We start from the raw sequence: 16,392 nt of genomic DNA on the forward strand, positions 1-16,392 counted from the left end.
ATCATGCATCTACTTCTCAATGTAATGATCGCTCTTATTCTCATTCTTACGTCTGCGAGGATTATGGCGAGAGTGGCGGTCCTGCTGGGATTTCCTTCCGTAATCGGGGAGATGGTAGCGGGGATTCTTCTCGGACCGACCTGCTTCATGTATTTCTTTCCCGAGATCGGCAAATCGGTATTTAATGCGGATGTCGGAAATGTAATCTACATTTTAAGCAATTTCGGCCTGTGCCTGTACATGCTGCTTGTCGGTATGGAGATGAAAGGCATCGACCGGAAATCGTTCCGGCAGGCCGGTATGCTCGCTTCATCGGGAATTATTCCTCCCTTTCTGCTTGGGGGAGGAATCTCCCTCTTCCTGTACGCGTCCCTTGCGCAGCAGCAGATCACCCAGCTCGAATTTTTTCTGTACATGGGCGTAGCCTTATCCATTACCTCTATACCCATGCTGGCGAGAATTCTGGAAGAACAGGGGCTGCTTCAGACCCGTTTCGCCTCGCTTACTATGCTGGCGGGAAGCATAGACGACGTCATATCGTGGTGTATTTTGGCTGTCGTGATCGTCATGGTACAAGCCAAGAGTATGTTCACCGGAGTGTCGACTCTGTTGTACACCATTTTGTTCGTTCTGATCGTCCTGTTCGTCGTCAAACCGCTCATGGCACGTTTCGGCGCAAAGGTCCAGAAGGCCGGCTTCTTATCGCACGGGGGATTGGCCACCGTTTTGCTGCTGACTCTGGGAGCCAGCTTTGTCACGGAATACATCGGCATTTATGCCGTCTTCGGCTGTTTTATTCTGGGACTGGCCATGCCGCGCAGCGAAGTGTTTCTCAGCGAAATGAACTTCAAAATCAGGGACATTACCGTCGTCTTTTTTCTCCCGCTTTATTTTGCCTATTCGGGTATGAAGACGAACCTGCTGGATCTGTTCAGCGCCGATATGCTGGTTCCGTTCCTTATCCTGCTCCTTTGCTCCATTCTGGGCAAATACGGCGGATGTACGCTTTATATGAGAAAGATCGGATTCAGCTGGAGGGAAGCTTCCGCAGTCGGCGGGTTGATGAATGCCAGAGGACTGATGGAGCTGGTCGTCATCAATATCGGGATGACTTACGGAATCATCACGCCCAAGCTTTACGCCATGCTCGTACTGATGGCGCTAGTGACTACCGCTCTCGCAATGCCGATCTATTCCTTATCCATGGGGACCAAGTCCCGTTCGGCTTCGACGGTATTCCCTCCAAAAGTCCAGTACCGTACAGAGGACGGAGGATAGGAACATCAATCTGAAGAAGGTGGGAAAACGATGAATATTCAAGACAAAATCAAACAATTTATTATGGAGGCCTCGGACGGCAATGTGACGCCTGAGGATCTGGAAAGAGTAGGCGACGATATCGGAAGACTGGGACTGGATTCTCTGGCGAAGATCAAAATCGTCGTTCTATTGGAAGAAGCTTACGATATTGAGACTGAAGTGGAAGAAATCAGTCCGGAAGTGCTCAACTCTATCTCCCGTCTGGCGGAGTTCATTGAACAGGAAGTACAGAAAATTTCTGTATAACTATGTACGTTAATTATTTTCAACCGGAAGGGGACTAAAATCAGTGAGCCAGTTTATTGAAGAGATGGTGTATGCCTCTCAAATTTTGTACCTGGAGGGACATAACGACATTAACAACGGGCAAATTTCATACCGTGACCCCGAAACGGGAAACATCTGGATCCGGAAAGGATTTCTCGGCTGGGAAGAAACGACGCCGGACGATTTTATCCTCATCGATGCCGAAGGCAACCGTTTGAAGGGCGAGGGGCATATTCCTTCGGAATGGCCGCTCCACACGGAAACCTACAAAGCGAGGGCGGACGTGAACTGCATTATTCACTCGCATCCTCCGTATTCCATGATCTTCAGCGCCACGGATCTGGATCTTCGTCCGGTTACGCACGATGCTACCCCGATTATGAACACGCAGCGTTTTACGCTGACTACAAATACGGTAACAAATCCGAATATTGCGGCGCAGGTAGCCGAGTCGCTCGGAAAAAGCAACACCTTGCTGCTCAAAAACCACGGTCTTGTCGCAGCCGGTAAAACGATTCCGGAAACGGTCTGCTGGGCAGCCGTTCTGGAGAACGCGTGCAAGCTGCAGCTTATCGCCGAATCCACAGGTGTTCCTTATACATGGACGGAAGGCCACGAGATCAAAATGAAAAGCAAAATCATCTTCGGCGCGACAGCGATCCGGGAGTACTGGGCCTACTGGTGCAGGAAAGCGGACCGGCACTTTAATCCCCATTCCAAAAACCACTTGGTAGGAGTATAACATGACCAATCAACTGTTAACTCAAGAGGACGCCCTGTCCATTTTCTACAATTTAAAAGGCCGGGAATACGTTGGAAGCAAATTCTCCAAGTCTCCCCGCCCCGAGAGACATAAAAACTTCGAAGGTCCTTATACCCGGCTGAAAACATCCGTTTTTAACAAAACCAATGAAGATATGCTGCCCAAAACGGGATTGAGCATTCTGGAGCAGGTGCTGCTCAGCTCTTTCAGTGTCACGTCGGTTAAATTTTACGGCTACCAGTCCGAAATGCTATGGTCGTTCCCGTCTGCCGGAGGCTGCTACCCTGTCGACGTGTACGTGATCGTCCGTTCGCTGGACGGTGTGGAGCCGGGCATTTACTATTACTCGCCTCTTAATACTTCCCTTCATAAAATCGCCTGCGCCGATTCTCTTTTCCTGCTGGATGAGGCGATTCTTCCACAGGACCAGGACGCGGATTATTACATCATGGTTTCGGCCGTCCCTTGGCGCAGCTGCTGGAAATACTCCCATCGCGGTTATCGTTTCAGTTTCATCGACGCCGGCCATGTTCTGGCGAATTTTCAAACGATCTTTCATTCGCTCGGCGTAGACTTTACCACGTATACCGCATGCAAAGATCAGCATATCAAAACGCTGCTTCATCTGGACAGCCACGAGGAACCGGTCGGCATTATCGCCGTCAAGCAGCATGAAACCAAACCAAGGGCCGTGCAGCAGGCCTATCGCGGAAACTATGAAAGCCGGTGCATCACTACGTTCGACAGCGGTTTGTCCGCTTTTGACTGGGAGCCGATCCGGTTGTACCAGGAAAAGGTGCGTCAGTCTCTCCAGAATCAGCAGCCGTCTGAGGACTGGACGGTACGCCACCACATCCCGGCGGAATGGAACGATTACAATGAGATGCTGCGCCTGATCATCGAGCGCCGCTCCAGTTCTTCCTATTTGCCGGTTGAGATTCCGCGTCACGATTTTATCCGTCTGCTTGAATTTGTAAACAGCCTCGGTATGCCGATCCGCATATTCTGCGTCGTCCATGCCGTGGAGGGAATGATCCCGGGCACCTACGAATTCAACGGAAGCGAACTGAAAATGATTAAGGCCGGCGATTTCAGAGCCCGTTCGACTCAGCTTTGCTTCGATCAGGAATTCGTGCACGATTCTTCGGTCCTGTTCTTCTTTGCGATCGATAAGTCCCAGGTGAATGACAAAAACTTTTATACGTATCAGCAAAGACTGGTGGATATGGGAATTCTGGCTCAAATGATCTATCTGAAGTCGGGAGAACTGAAGCTGGGTTATTCCGCCATCGGCGGTTATTACGACGAAGAAGCGAAAGAATTGTTTAATCTCGGGGAAAACATGGACCTGCTTTACTCGGGTACGCTGGGCAAAGATGACGTGAACTCCGCCTTCAAGGTTAAAATGGACCGCTACTATCTCAACAAACCGAAAGACAGCGAAGTGGTAAAGGGTGATTCGCCCGCTCAAAACGAGCGCATCATCGACAAGCTGTATGAAGCGGTACAGAAATACGGAACGAAAGAAGCGATCCGATACGCGGATGAAAGCTACACGTACCACCAGTTCTGGAACCAGGTGGAGAAGACGGGCGCATGGATCAAACAGCAGATTCCGAAGCAGTATCCCGTCGGTATTTCCATGAAGAACTGCCCGAACTATTTGTTCGCCTACTATGGTCTTCTTCTGGAAGGCTACATCCCGATGCTTATCGATCACACTTTTACCCAGGATGAGGTGGACAACCTCTGCTCTTACTACAACATCGGTTCCCTTCTGACTCTTGACGGCGAAGGCCGCATTCAGGTGCAGCTGCGGGAAGAGAGTTTCGATTCGTTCGATGAGGACGAATTTGCGAATGTGGCGACCTGCCGGTTCTCTTCCGGTACGACAGGCCGTCCCAAATGCCTGATGTTCACCCACGATGCCGTGATCAATGCCGGAGTGAACTGGGCGAAGGCTTCCGGGATCAGTTCCTCTGACAACGTTCAGGTAACCGCGCTGTTCCATAACGGACTCGCATTCAATACTTCCCTGCTTGCCGTATTCGTATCGGGCGCCTGCCTGTTTATCGCGAAGCAGATTACACCGAAGTCGATCTGGGAAACGGTATCGAAGGAAAACATCACGATTCTGGTCGCCTTCCCGGTCGTCTATGATCTGCTGAACAACTCGAAATATTGCAAACCGGGACACAATCTCCGCTTGTGCTTGTCCTCTGCGGCTCCGCTCCACCATGCCGTAAAGCAGGCGTTTTTGGATAAAACCGGCATGGAAATCTGCGATTATTACGGGATCGTCGAGGCGGGTCCTTGCACGTTCAATAACGGCAGCAAAGAAGCTTCGCTGGGTACGCCGGTTCCCGGTGTCGATATCCGGATCGTCAATGAAGAGGGCTTTGCCGTTACGGACGGCGAATCGGGCATTATTCAAGTCCGTTCCTCCTCCATGGCCAAAGGCTATTATAAAGCTTCCTTCCCGTTCGTCATTTCGCCGGACGGTTATTATCAGACCACGGACAGAGGGTTTATAGAAAACAACCACCTGTACATTAACGGCCGTTCCTCCGACATGATCAACGTCGCCGGTAAGAAGATGGACCCTCTCGAAGTTGAGAATGTCCTGCTTAAGCTGACCGGCGTCCAGGATGTCGCCGTTGTCGGTGTCATGAACGAGCGGAAAACGACCGAATATCCGGTAGCTTTCGTCGTTATCGATTCCGGTGTGACGATCGACGATCTTATCGCGCACTGCCAGCAGTATCTGGCACCTTTCAAGCTGCCGCAAAAGTTTGTTACGGTAGACAGCATTCCGCGCAGCGGAGTCGGCAAAATCAAACGCAAGGAATTGGCGGACTCACTGTCATAAGCAAAAGCAAGCTCGGCACCGGCGGGCAGACCGCCGGTTCTCCATAAAACCACACAAATGAGGGATAATCATGCTCGTTCTTCAAGATTACATTCAAAAGTCCTTTGCGGACCGCGTCGGCGGGGATAAGTTCGGCAAAGGTAACGAGGTCTACAAATTCGAGAAAATTAAGCGGGCGAAGGCTCAAGCTTTGAAGGAGAAACCGGGTATTCCTATCATTGACATGGGATTAGGGGAGCCCGACTGGATGGCCGACAAGGAGGTCGTTAACGTTCTCTCCGCAGAAGCGGCCAAACGTGAAAACCGGTTTTACTCGGATAACGGGTCGGTTGACTTCAAGGAAGCGGCAGCCGCATACATGGAACGGGTCTATGGTGTAGAGGGACTTAATCCTGCGACCGAAATCAACCACTGTATCGGCTCCAAGCCTGCTCTCGCCCAGATTCCGGCCGTATTCATCAACCCGGGAGACATTACACTGATGACCGTGCCGGGTTATCCAGTTATAGGCACCCACACCCAGTGGCTGGGCGGGGAAGTGGTCAAAATGCCGCTTCTGGAAGAGAACGGCTATCTGCCCGATCTGAATGCTTTATCCGACGAGGTGAAGAAAAGAGCGAAGTTGCTCTATCTCAATTACCCGAACAATCCGACCGGCGCCGTGGCTACCCGGGCATTCTACGAAGAAGTCGTCCGCTTTGCCAGAGAAAACGAAATTATCGTCGTATCCGATGAGGCCTACGCCGCATTGACGTTCGACGGTGAACCGCCGCTGTCGTTCCTGTCCGTTCCGGGAGCCAAGGATGTTGGCGTTGCCATTCAGTCCTTGTCGAAGGCGTTCAACATGACAGGCTGGCGGCTGGGTTTCGTGGCCGGCAACGAACTTGTTCTGAAAGCATTTTCTTACGCGAAAGACAATCATGACTCCGGACAATTTCTGGCGATTCAGAAAGCGGGCATTTACTGCCTGAACCATCCGGAAATTACGGAAGCTACCGCAGCCAAATATTCCAGACGGCACGGCCTTCTGGCTGAAGCTTTAGGCTCGGTCGGCTTTAAAGTACGGAAGCCCAAAGCGACCTTCTATTTATATGCGCAAGCTCCCAAGGGCATAGAAGATGGGCCGCATTTCGATAGTGCGGAGGATTTTTCCCAATATCTGATTACGGAAAAGCTGATCTCCACCGTGCCTTGGGACGATGCGGGCGCCTATGTACGTTTCTCCGTTACATTCGAAGCGGAAGGCGAAGAGGAAGAAAGAGCATTGATCGACGAGCTTAAATCGAGGCTGCACGGACTCCGGTACATCTGGTAATCCCGCGCAGAGGCGGTATGGGGATGACAGAAGGCTGCCCTCAATTCGAAGAAGGAGTGAAGACGCGTGAAAACCGGATCTAAAATGCTGCCTGTGGAGATACCTCCGATCCATGGACGCATGTATTACGCGTTTCCGTTGAGTATACTCGGTCCGGCCGATTCTTATATGCCGTGGATGCTCAACAATTTTATACAGCTGCAGGCTTATTCGTTGACCAGGACCCGGGAAGAACAAGCGGCGGAAATCCGTTTCTATAACGCGGATGAGCCCAGCTGTTTCAGTGAAGTGCTGACCATAGTGCCGGAAGCGGCGGGAAAAGAGCAGGACATTCACCGGCAGGCGGTGGAAGCCATTGACCGGGGCCAATACGTGTATGCCTATGTAGATAAATATTTTGTGGCGGACAATCCTTTTTACGGAAAGAAACACGTGGTCCAGGAAGCGCTCATCTATGGCTACGATCTGGAAGAGCAAACTTTTCAGATTCTTGGTTTTAACAAAAGCAGACTTTTCGCTTCTTCAATTGTCCCTTTCGCCGATATTGCCAAAGGGATTATCCATTCTCCCGTTACGGATGTTTTCCTGTTAAAGCCGAGAGAAGATTTCAAACCGGAATTCCAGCTGGACAAGGTGATACCGCTTCTGACCCAGTACGTGGACTCGGCGGACAAGCATACCGGAGCCGCACTTCCCGAACGTTCCAGGCTGGTGTTCGGACTTGATGTTTACAAAAGCGCTGTGGAGTCTCTGAGGTGCATTCTGGACAGAGAAGGTGCTGTCGTAACGAATATCGCTTACCTTCATATCCTTTGGGAGCACAAGAAAGTTATGGGGGTCCGGCTGCAGTACATGCAGGATCACGGGATTGCCGTACATTCGGGACTGGACATCGTACAGGAAGCATACGGGCTAATGGAACAGGAATTGTTCAACTTAAGAAACAAGCTGCTCAAATACGAGCTCACTCAAAGCGCGCGTCTGATCGAACAGATCATACAAAGTCTCGATGCGATGGCGCTGAAAGAAAAACAGGTTCTGGAGCTTTGGCTGGAAAGACTGGCTATGATACCGGGATGATTTTCATCTTGATCAAGAAGGGAGCGCGCTGTGTTGACGTCTAACCAATCTCTCCACCCGTTTAACGACTTCTGGATGAACTGCGTGTCGAATACGGTGTATTCCATTGCCGTTTCTAACGATTCCAGCTACCGGACGGCGGCTTATCTGAATCACTATACGTATCAGGTAGCAGCTGATCCTGCATTCACTTATTTAACGATGGATCATCCGCTTGAGTATCAGAATGAGGTTTTTAATTCGTTTATCCGAGAATGGGAGCCATACATTTTTCGGAATTCTCAGGAAATCGGGGAAGAAATCTGCGAATTGCTGGACAGCGGTCAACTTCCGGTCGTCCATGTGGATTTATTTCATTGGATTCCGAACTCACTCGCATGGAAACAGTACCACTGGTACCATTACTCGCTAATCACGGGTTACGATGCGGAGCGTTCGGTATACCGGGTACTGGATGACGATATCAACGGTTTCCGGGATTTTGAAGTTCCGCCCGAGCGTCTGCAGGAGGCTTTTCTCAGTTCGCAAACGGAAAATAATCCGGCTTATCAGGAGCCCCCTTGTTCTCTGATCCGGCTGAAGGAAGAGATTCCGCCTTACGAATTCAAGCTTTCCGATTTGAGCCGCCACGCGGAGAGGCTGATCGGAGAGCTGGACAGCCTGCAGACAGAGCATCTGTGGGAAGGTACACCGGAAGCGGATAAGTTCGAAGAGAGCATGACCAACGGTCTGGTCGGCGTCAATATTATCGAAAGCAGGCAGGCGGGTAACCGGCTTATGCTGCGCTATTTATTCGATTCGGGTTTTATAAAAGAAGCTGATTTTCAGACGCTTGACCGGGAGCTTGAGGAGTTGGCCCTGGGCTGGTTCAAGGCGAAAAATGTGTTTATCAAGGCGAAATTCTCATTGAAGAGAAGATTTAACAGGGAGCAGCTCATGACCTTAGCGGTTCCGCTTCTTTACCGGGAGAGGAATTACTGGTCGGCGCTTCTCGAAACTACCGGCGCCGCAGCTCTCTCTAAGGAATCTTAAGAAGAAGCTAAGGAGGACGGCCAAAAGATGAAATATACCGGTACGGAACAAGTAGAGGTATCGCAGCATCACGGCCGGCTCCGGCCTGTACCCGGTGTCCGGCATTACCAGGCGGTGCGGGCTTGCAGGCTTATGCCTGACTTGGAGGGAGGTCCCGGCTGGACCTTTCATAACGCGCCAATGTTGGCATTCTGGAGACAGCGGTTTTATTTGCAGTACATTACATGTCCCGTGGAAGAGAATCATCCTCCCGCCCGGACGATGATCACCAGTTCGGCCGACGGCAGAGAATGGACCGAGCCTGCGATTGCGTTCCCTTCCTATGAAATACCGGCCGGTGTGTACATCGGACCCGACGGGACCGATCTGCCGAAAGGCAGCCTTTCCGTCATGCATCAGCGTATGGGGTTCTATACTACAGTGGACGGAAGACTTCTGACACTGGGCTTTTACGGTATCAGTCCGGAACTTTCCGTGATGCCTAATGACGGCAGAGGAATCGGCCGGGTCGTACGCGAGATTTACCCGGACGGGTCCATGGGGCCGATCTATTTCATCCGGCTGAATGTTCATGCGGGATGGAATACCGAAAACACCGGATATCCTTTGTACACGGAATCGCCGGATGAAGAGTTCGTCGAGGCATGCCGTCTATTATTGCAGGATAAGCTGGTGACGGCTCAGTGGTGGGAAGAAGATCAGAGCGAGGACGGCTTCTATCCGCTTACGGGTTATAAAGCGCTGAGCTGCTATCCCTTACCGGGCAACAAGGTGGCCGGAATCGGTAAAAACGGCAAATACGCGCTCAGCCCCGACAACGGGGAAAGCTGGACAGAGACCGGTGAGATCGACGGTCTGGTTACAGCGGGCAGCAAGCTGTGGGGCCAGCAAACGCCGGACGGCAAATATGCGCTGCTGTACAATCCCAACCCGAACAACGCATACCGCTGGCCGCTGGCCGCAGCCGTAAGTGAGGACGGGCTTCACTTCGACAAGCTCCGGTTAATCGGAGGCGAAGCTCCTCCCCGCCGCTATACGGGATTTTATAAATTTTACGGGATGAATTATGTCCGCGGAATATCGCCCGGAAACGGCACGCCTGAACAGGATGCAATCTGGGTCACTTACAGCATGAACAAAGAGGACATCTGGGTGGCCCGCATACCGGTGCCCTTGGAGACTGAGCCCCAAGAAGAGGCCGGATCGGCCGCTGAGCCTGGTGCGGATGCGAATGGTTCGCTTCATGGATATGCCTCGTCCGGGCATAACTTGGCCGATTCACAATCCGAACGGGATCATGTAACGGACAAACGGTTATCTCATGGGACAGAAGAGAGCCGAGAAATACCGGATCGTCCAGGCTCAGGACTGGAGGATTTCGACCGTTGGAGCGTATATCAGCCGAAATGGTCGGAGATCCGCTTGCAGGAAGACTCCGGGCTTATCTTGAGCGGCCGTGACCCTTATGACTACGTCAAAGTCGAGAAAGCCCTCGTCTTCCGGGCCGATCTTCAAACGGATGTGACAATCGGTATCCGGCCCCTTGCCATCGGAACGGTACCGCTTACGATCGAGCTGACCGACGGCAGGGGAGAAGCGGCCATCGGACTCGAGTGGAGTACGGACGGACGTATTTCAGTGCTGCAAGAAGAAAGCCGCGTATTTTTACAAACCTATGAAGAGGGCGCCGAGTATGACTGCGCGCTGTCCATTGATCCGGATAACGGAACCTTACGCCTTTCCATAAACGGAACGGCGGCAGAAAAGCCTTTTGAGTATCGTACAGCGCAGGTGAAAACCGTCGCATTCAAAGTAGGCGACAGGCCGTTCCGGGTAACGCTGGATACGCCTCTGGACGGAGGGGATTTGAGCATCCCGGACGAGCCGCTCCTTCCGTCCTCTTACTGTATCCGCTACGTGAAGATTCAAAGCTCGCGCTTATCAAATCATGTGCAAGCCGAAAGGAGATAAGATGCTTCTGTGACCACTTTATTGAAAAACTATATATCCGGCAGCTGGCAGGAATCTTCTTCATCCGTGACGGAAACGGTCTATAATCCGGCTGACGACGGGGTTATCGCCCAAGTTCCTCTGTCAACCCGTAAAGATCTGGATGAGGCTGTTCAAGCGGCGAAGGCCGCCTTCCTGCCGTGGAAAAACACACCCGTTCAGAAAAGGGCGAGAATTCTTTTTAAATACCAGCAGCTTCTCGTTGAAGCCTGGGACGAGCTTGCCGCTTTGATCACGCGGGAGAACGGGAAATCCCAGCAGGATGCGTACATGGAGGTTCAGCGCGGCGTCGAATGCGTGGAATTCGCGGCGGGTATTCCGTCCCTGATGATGGGACAGATCACTCCGGATGTGGCAACCGGTGTAGAAACCACTATGCTGCGTTACCCGATTGGGGTAGTGGGAGGCATTACCCCGTTTAATTTCCCCATGATGGTTCCCTGCTGGATGTTTCCCATGGCGATTGCCTGCGGCAATACGTTCATTTTGAAGCCGTCCGAACGTACGCCTCTGCTTGCCAACCGGCTGGCCGAGCTGTTCACGGAGGCGGGGCTTCCCGACGGCGTGTTCAATATCGTGCACGGCGCGCGCGAAGTGGTGAACGGCATTCTGGAGCATCCCGAGATTAAAGCCGTCTCCTTCGTCGGCTCGCAGCCGGTTGCGGAATACGTGTACAAAACGGCGGCACATCACGGCAAAAGAGTTCAGGCTCTTGCGGGAGCCAAAAATCATTCCATCGTTATGCCGGATGCGGACGAAGATCTGGCGGTCAAAAGCATTATCGAGTCGGCTTTCGGATCTGCCGGTGAACGGTGCATGGCTTGCTCCGTCGTCGTTCTGGTCGGTGGAGACCGCGAAGGACTGAAGCAAAAACTGCTTGCCGCGGCGGACCGGCTGCAGATCGGCAACGGTGAGGAGAAGGAGACGGAACTGGGTCCCCTTATCCGCCAAAGCCACAAGGACAGGACGCTGGAATATCTCAGCTCAGGCGAACAGGAAGGCGCCGTTCTGCTGCGGGACGGCCGGAAAGACGGGGCCGCTTCGGGCGCAGGCTATTTTCTCGGACCGACGGTCTTCGATGAAGTTACGCCGGCCATGAAGATTTGGCAGGATGAAATTTTCGCGCCCGTGCTGTCCATTATGCAGGCGGACAATCTGGAAGAAGCGATTGCGCTTGCCAACCGCTCCTCTTTTGCCAACGGGGCCTGCATTTACACCGGACAGCTCGCTGCCGTCCGACGGTTCCGCGAGGAAATAGACGCTGGAATGCTGGGAGTGAACATCGGCGTACCTGCTCCGACGGCGCTTTTCCCTTTCTCCGGCTACAAAAACTCTTTTTACGGCGATCTGCATGTGAACGGAAAAGACGGACTTGAATTTTATACGCGCAAGAAGGTAATGACCGTGAAAGCCTGAGTACAGCCAGAAGCGGCGCAGATGGAAAGGAGCGTGACGAATGGAGCTGCTTAAGCGGGAAACCGAGGAGATTGTCAGTGTAAAGCTGCCTGTCGGCAGTGTCCTGCAGTGGCTGAACGCTTATCTCATCCGCGGGGAAGACGGCTACACGCTGCTTGATGCGGGAATGCCCGATGAAGAAACATTCGGCTTGTGGCAGCAGGCCTGGAGACATCTGGGGATTTCTCCGCGAGATATCACCTCCATTATTATCAGTCATCATCATGTGGATCATTACGGATTGGCCGCGAGACTACAGGAAGTGACGGGGGCCCCGGTCCGGATGCCGGAATCCTGTTTCCTTCAGGCCTCACGGATTTGGTCGGCGGATTCCGTTTACGATGAAGAGGTATTGGAACTTTTCGCCCGGCACGGAGCTCCACGGCATCTGCTGGAAGTTACCGCACCGGAGCTGAAACATTACGTGAAGTCTGTGAATGTCCATCCGGATGCGGAATTTATACGGGCAGGCGATAAACTTGCGCTCGGTAAGTCGATCTTCGAAGCCGAGCTGGTGTCCGGCCACGCGGAAGGACATCTCTGTCTGTACGACAAACAAGAGCAGCTCGTTTTCTGCGGGGATCATGTGATTCCGAAAATGCTGCCGAACCTTAATTTCACGCTCGGGTTTGACGAGAATCCGCTTGGCTCCTATTTCAGTTCGCTGGAGGAACATGCCAAGCTGCCTGTCCGGAAGGCTTATCCGGGGCATATGATTCCTTTCCGTAAATACAACGCCCGTGCGGCCGACATTGCGGCCCAGTACCGGCAGCGCATCGACGACATACTGGCCCGCCTGGACAAGCCGATGACCGCCTTTGAATTGTGCTGTCTCGTGTTCTTTGTGCCGGTAAACGCGGAGCAGCTCCGCTTTAAGCTGTTTGAAATGCTGGCCAGCCTGAATTATTTGCAGAGTCTCAATTTGATTGAACCGGCGGAAGCGGGAGCGGACGGGCGGCTTTATTACAGGCGTGCACCCGCACATGCTAATCGGAACCCATGAAAGGATGAGGACCATTGGAAGCAAATAAAATAGTGGACTGGGCACATTATATCTTCGTAACTGCAAAAGCGGGCCTTACTTATGCCTCGGACAGCTGTGATCTGAAAAGATACGCCGTTATTAAGGGAGTGGCGGAAGAGATGCTTTCTCTTTACACAGAGCCGCATGAGGATCTCCCTCGCAGAGTTCCGAACGGGGAAAACAAAATTTATTTAACGTTTGACGACGGCCCTGATCCGGTTTATACCCCGCAAATCCTGGATCTTTTAAAAAAATACGGCATCACCGGCACGTTCTTTCTAATGGGAGAAAGGGTACGGCAGCACCCGCACATCGTTAAGCGGATAGTGGATGAAGGGCATGCGATCGGCAACCATACCTACACCCATCCTTTCATGATCCTCCTTAATGAGAAAGAGTTGAACGAGGAGCTGTCCCTGACGGATGAAGCCATACGGGATGCCGTCGGTTTTGCGCCCGTTCTTTTCCGCCCTCCGTACGGTTTGCTGAATCAGGGGACTATCGATTTGCTCCGTGCTCGTGGTAATGAAATTATGATGTGGTCCGAGGCTCTCGAAATGTATGATTGGTCTTTCCCCGGGGTGGACAACATGGTTCGTCTTATCGAGGAAAAGACGGAATCCGGCAGCATGATTCTGCTTCATGACGGTGGAGGAACCCGGGAAGAAACTGTTCGTACGTTAGAGAAAGTCATTCCTCTGCTGCTCGGGCACGGATTTCATTTTGCCGCGGACTACCTGGAAAAGAGCCGGAATGAACAGGGGCATACGGCGGCGGGAACGGCCCGGTAACACACGGCCGAGTACTGCGGCTGCAGCACCCGCATGCCTTACAACCGCATAGCGCGACGCTACAAAAAAACAAGGGAGCATTCCGGACGGAATACTCCCTTGTTTAATTTTCGTGCTGTCCCCACGTTTCGCGGTAGATCAGGCCGTCCAAGGCCCGGCGCTTTTCCCAGTTTGCCGTTTCGAGAATCGGCTGGGCGGGATAGTGATCCGTGTAACCGACGGAGATTAAAGCGAGCGGATCGATATGGGGCGGAATTCCCAGAATATCGCGGATATCATTCTTCTTGTAGAAGCTGACCCAGCCGGCCGCGAGTCCTTCCGCGCAAGCGGCAAGCCACAGGTTCTGGATGGCGCACGCGACGGACATCATGTCCGTCTCGGGAATGGAGTTGCGTCCGAGAACATGAGAACCTCCGCGCGTCGGATCACAGGTAATGCACACGGTCAGAGGCGCCTGCTTCAGTCCTTCGATTTTCAGATTCAGAAATCGGTCCTGGCGCTCCCCTTCGTAATGAATGGCCAGTGCCCTTCTTTCTTTGTCGGCCGCCCAGGCGAGCCGTTCCTTGATTTCATCCGACGTCACCAGGATAAAATTCCAAGGCTGCATAAACCCTACGGAAGGGGCATGATGGGCGGCTTCCAGCAGCCTGATAACGGTTTCATCCGAAATCGGATCGCTGCGGAATGTGCGGACGTCACGCCGGGTATACATGATTTTATAGAGCGCTTCTTTTTCTTCCTTACTAAACATGTCTGCTCACCTCCTTTTCCATTATATGCTTTTTTGGGACGTACGGGTTTGGCTAAAATGGAGAAGGAGTGCAAATCTCCTTCCTATTATGAATTTTTTTTGACAAAAATCTCTTGCCAATGGAACCGCTTCCGTGTAAGATGGAGACAAATATCACACCTGATCCAACGATGGCTAGAGATGATGAGAAGCCTTCACGCATACTCCTTTTCGGAGGTGTTTTTATGCTGGAGGCTTCTTTTTCTTATGCCTATTTATAGAAAGGAGCGATCACACCCGGGATACCGCAAACAAATGAATGCGTTTTCATGAAAAGGGAAAGAGCACACAACCAGCACAGACTTACACACTTTACGAATTTCAGGGGGGAACGTTCTTGAAAAAACTAATGGTTCTTATGATCGCGCTCACGATGCTCCTTTCAGCTTGCGGAGGAGGCGGCGGAAGCACGGCGTCCACGGACAACAAAGGTGCCGGGGGCGACAGCGGCAAACCCGTCGAGCTTCAATTCTACTTCCCGGTTGCCGTAGGCGGACCGATTACCAAAATTATCGACGGGCTTGCCCAGGATTTCGAGAAAGAAAATCCGACGATCAAAATCAAGCCGGTTTACGGCGGCAGTTACCAGGATACGATGACTAAGGTCGCTACGGCGGTGCAGGGAAATAACTCCCCGGATATGGCCGTTCTGCTTTCGACGGATCTGTACACGCTGCTTTCGATGAAAGCCATCGAGGACCTGACACCACGCTTCCCGAAGGAATACTTCGGAGACTTCTATGAAGCGTTCCTCGGTAATACCAAATCCGGCGATACTGTTTGGAGCGTTCCGTTCCAGCGCAGCACGATCGTGCTTTACTACAACAAGGATATGTTCAAGGAAGCGGGGCTGGACCCGGAAAAAGCACCTGCAAACTGGACCGAGACTCCGCGAGGCTGCGGCCAAGCTGACCAAAAAAGACGCTTCCGGCAAAGTATCCCAGTGGGGGATCGAAATCCCGAGCACCGGCTATCAATACTGGATGCTGCAAGCGCTCTCATTGCAGTCCGGCGACAACATAATGTCGAACGACGGCAAACAGGTATTTTTCAACAAGCCGCACGTCGAAGAAGCCCTTCAATTCTATATGGATCTCGGGCAGAAGGATAAAGTGATGCCTAACGGGGCGATCGAGTGGGCGACCGTGCCTTCCGATTTCATCAGCGGCAAAACGGCCATGATGTTCCATACGACCGGCAACCTGACGAAAGTCAAAACCGATGCGAAATTCAACTTCGGCGTCGCTTTCCTGCCGGCCAACAAGCAGTTCGGTTCTCCGACCGGAGGCGGCAACCTGTACGTGTTCAAAAATATCCCGGAAGAGCGCAAAAAAGCGGCCGTCAAATTCATCGAATTCCTGACGAAGCCGGAGCGTGTGGCCCAGTGGTCGATCGACACCGGATATGTCGGCACGACGAAAGCCGCTTACGAAACCGATCAGCTGAAAAAGTACATCGAATCGTTCCCGCAGGCCAAAGTAGCCAGAGATCAGCTGGAACACGCGGACAGCGAACTTTCGACCTACCAGAACGGACAGATAACGAAGCTGTTCAACGACAATATTCAGGCGGCGCTGCTCGGCAAGATGACGGCGAAAGAAGCCCTGCAGAAATCGCAGGAAGCGGCCGACGGCATTCTGAAAAATTTTAAATAGCAGTACCTAACTTAAAACATG

The 16,392-nt window shown here is 52.4% G+C and carries 12 protein-coding genes and 1 pseudogene; 12 read left to right on the forward strand and 1 reads right to left on the reverse strand.

The annotated features are described in order from the left end of the window. Positions 1-3: 3 nt before the first annotated feature. The 11 genes from ABC395_RS05265 (at position 4) to ABC395_RS05315 (ending at position 13,926) form a co-directional block, all read left to right on the forward strand. On the forward strand, positions 4-1,278 hold the full coding sequence (locus tag ABC395_RS05265) for a cation:proton antiporter (RefSeq protein WP_413001286.1): 1,275 nt from the start codon (positions 4-6) through the stop codon (positions 1,276-1,278). A gap of 30 nt (positions 1,279-1,308) precedes the next feature. Further along, the gene (locus ABC395_RS05270; RefSeq protein ID WP_009677174.1) at positions 1,309-1,566 is read left to right on the forward strand and encodes an acyl carrier protein; all 258 of its coding nucleotides are present in this window, start codon (positions 1,309-1,311) and stop codon (positions 1,564-1,566) included. Between the two features lie 43 nt (positions 1,567-1,609). Further along, complete coding sequence (locus ABC395_RS05275) at positions 1,610-2,329, forward strand: class II aldolase/adducin family protein (protein ID WP_413001288.1); 720 nt, start codon at positions 1,610-1,612, stop codon at positions 2,327-2,329. Between the two features lies 1 nt (position 2,330). Beyond that, complete coding sequence (locus ABC395_RS05280; RefSeq protein ID WP_413001289.1) at positions 2,331-5,219, forward strand: AMP-binding protein; 2,889 nt, start codon at positions 2,331-2,333, stop codon at positions 5,217-5,219. 70 nt (positions 5,220-5,289) lie between these two features. Beyond that, complete coding sequence (locus tag ABC395_RS05285; protein ID WP_413001291.1) at positions 5,290-6,534, forward strand: LL-diaminopimelate aminotransferase; 1,245 nt, start codon at positions 5,290-5,292, stop codon at positions 6,532-6,534. Between the two features lie 66 nt (positions 6,535-6,600). Next, positions 6,601-7,614 (forward strand): hypothetical protein, encoded by a 1,014-nt coding sequence (locus tag ABC395_RS05290; protein WP_413001292.1) that lies wholly within the window; start codon positions 6,601-6,603, stop codon positions 7,612-7,614. 30 nt (positions 7,615-7,644) lie between these two features. Further along, positions 7,645-8,646: a cysteine peptidase family C39 domain-containing protein gene (locus tag ABC395_RS05295; protein ID WP_413001294.1), complete on the forward strand. Its 1,002-nt coding sequence runs from the start codon at positions 7,645-7,647 to the stop codon at positions 8,644-8,646. Positions 8,647-8,673: 27 nt separating this feature from the next. Beyond that, positions 8,674-10,617 (forward strand): hypothetical protein, encoded by a 1,944-nt coding sequence (locus ABC395_RS05300; protein ID WP_413001296.1) that lies wholly within the window; start codon positions 8,674-8,676, stop codon positions 10,615-10,617. Positions 10,618-10,626: 9 nt separating this feature from the next. Continuing rightward, entirely contained in the window at positions 10,627-12,072 is a 1,446-nt protein-coding gene (locus tag ABC395_RS05305) for a CoA-acylating methylmalonate-semialdehyde dehydrogenase (protein ID WP_413001297.1), read from the forward strand. Positions 12,073-12,112: 40 nt separating this feature from the next. Continuing rightward, complete coding sequence (locus tag ABC395_RS05310) at positions 12,113-13,114, forward strand: MBL fold metallo-hydrolase (protein ID WP_413001299.1); 1,002 nt, start codon at positions 12,113-12,115, stop codon at positions 13,112-13,114. A 14-nt stretch (positions 13,115-13,128) separates the two neighbouring features. Continuing rightward, complete coding sequence (locus tag ABC395_RS05315; protein ID WP_413001301.1) at positions 13,129-13,926, forward strand: NUDIX hydrolase N-terminal domain-containing protein; 798 nt, start codon at positions 13,129-13,131, stop codon at positions 13,924-13,926. A gap of 103 nt (positions 13,927-14,029) precedes the next feature. Here ABC395_RS05315 and bluB read toward each other — a convergent pair whose 3' ends face one another. After that, positions 14,030-14,677 (reverse strand): 5,6-dimethylbenzimidazole synthase, encoded by a 648-nt coding sequence (gene bluB / locus ABC395_RS05320; protein WP_413001303.1) that lies wholly within the window; start codon positions 14,675-14,677, stop codon positions 14,030-14,032. A gap of 388 nt (positions 14,678-15,065) precedes the next feature. On the opposite strand from bluB, the pseudogene ABC395_RS05325 reads away from it, so the two are divergent. Next, positions 15,066-16,371 (forward strand): annotated as a pseudogene (locus ABC395_RS05325) (ABC transporter substrate-binding protein). The last annotated feature ends 21 nt before the right edge of the window (positions 16,372-16,392 follow it).

It is taken from the genome of Paenibacillus canaveralius (genome assembly GCF_047238265.1).
GTDB lineage: Bacteria > Bacillota > Bacilli > Paenibacillales > NBRC-103111 > Paenibacillus_F.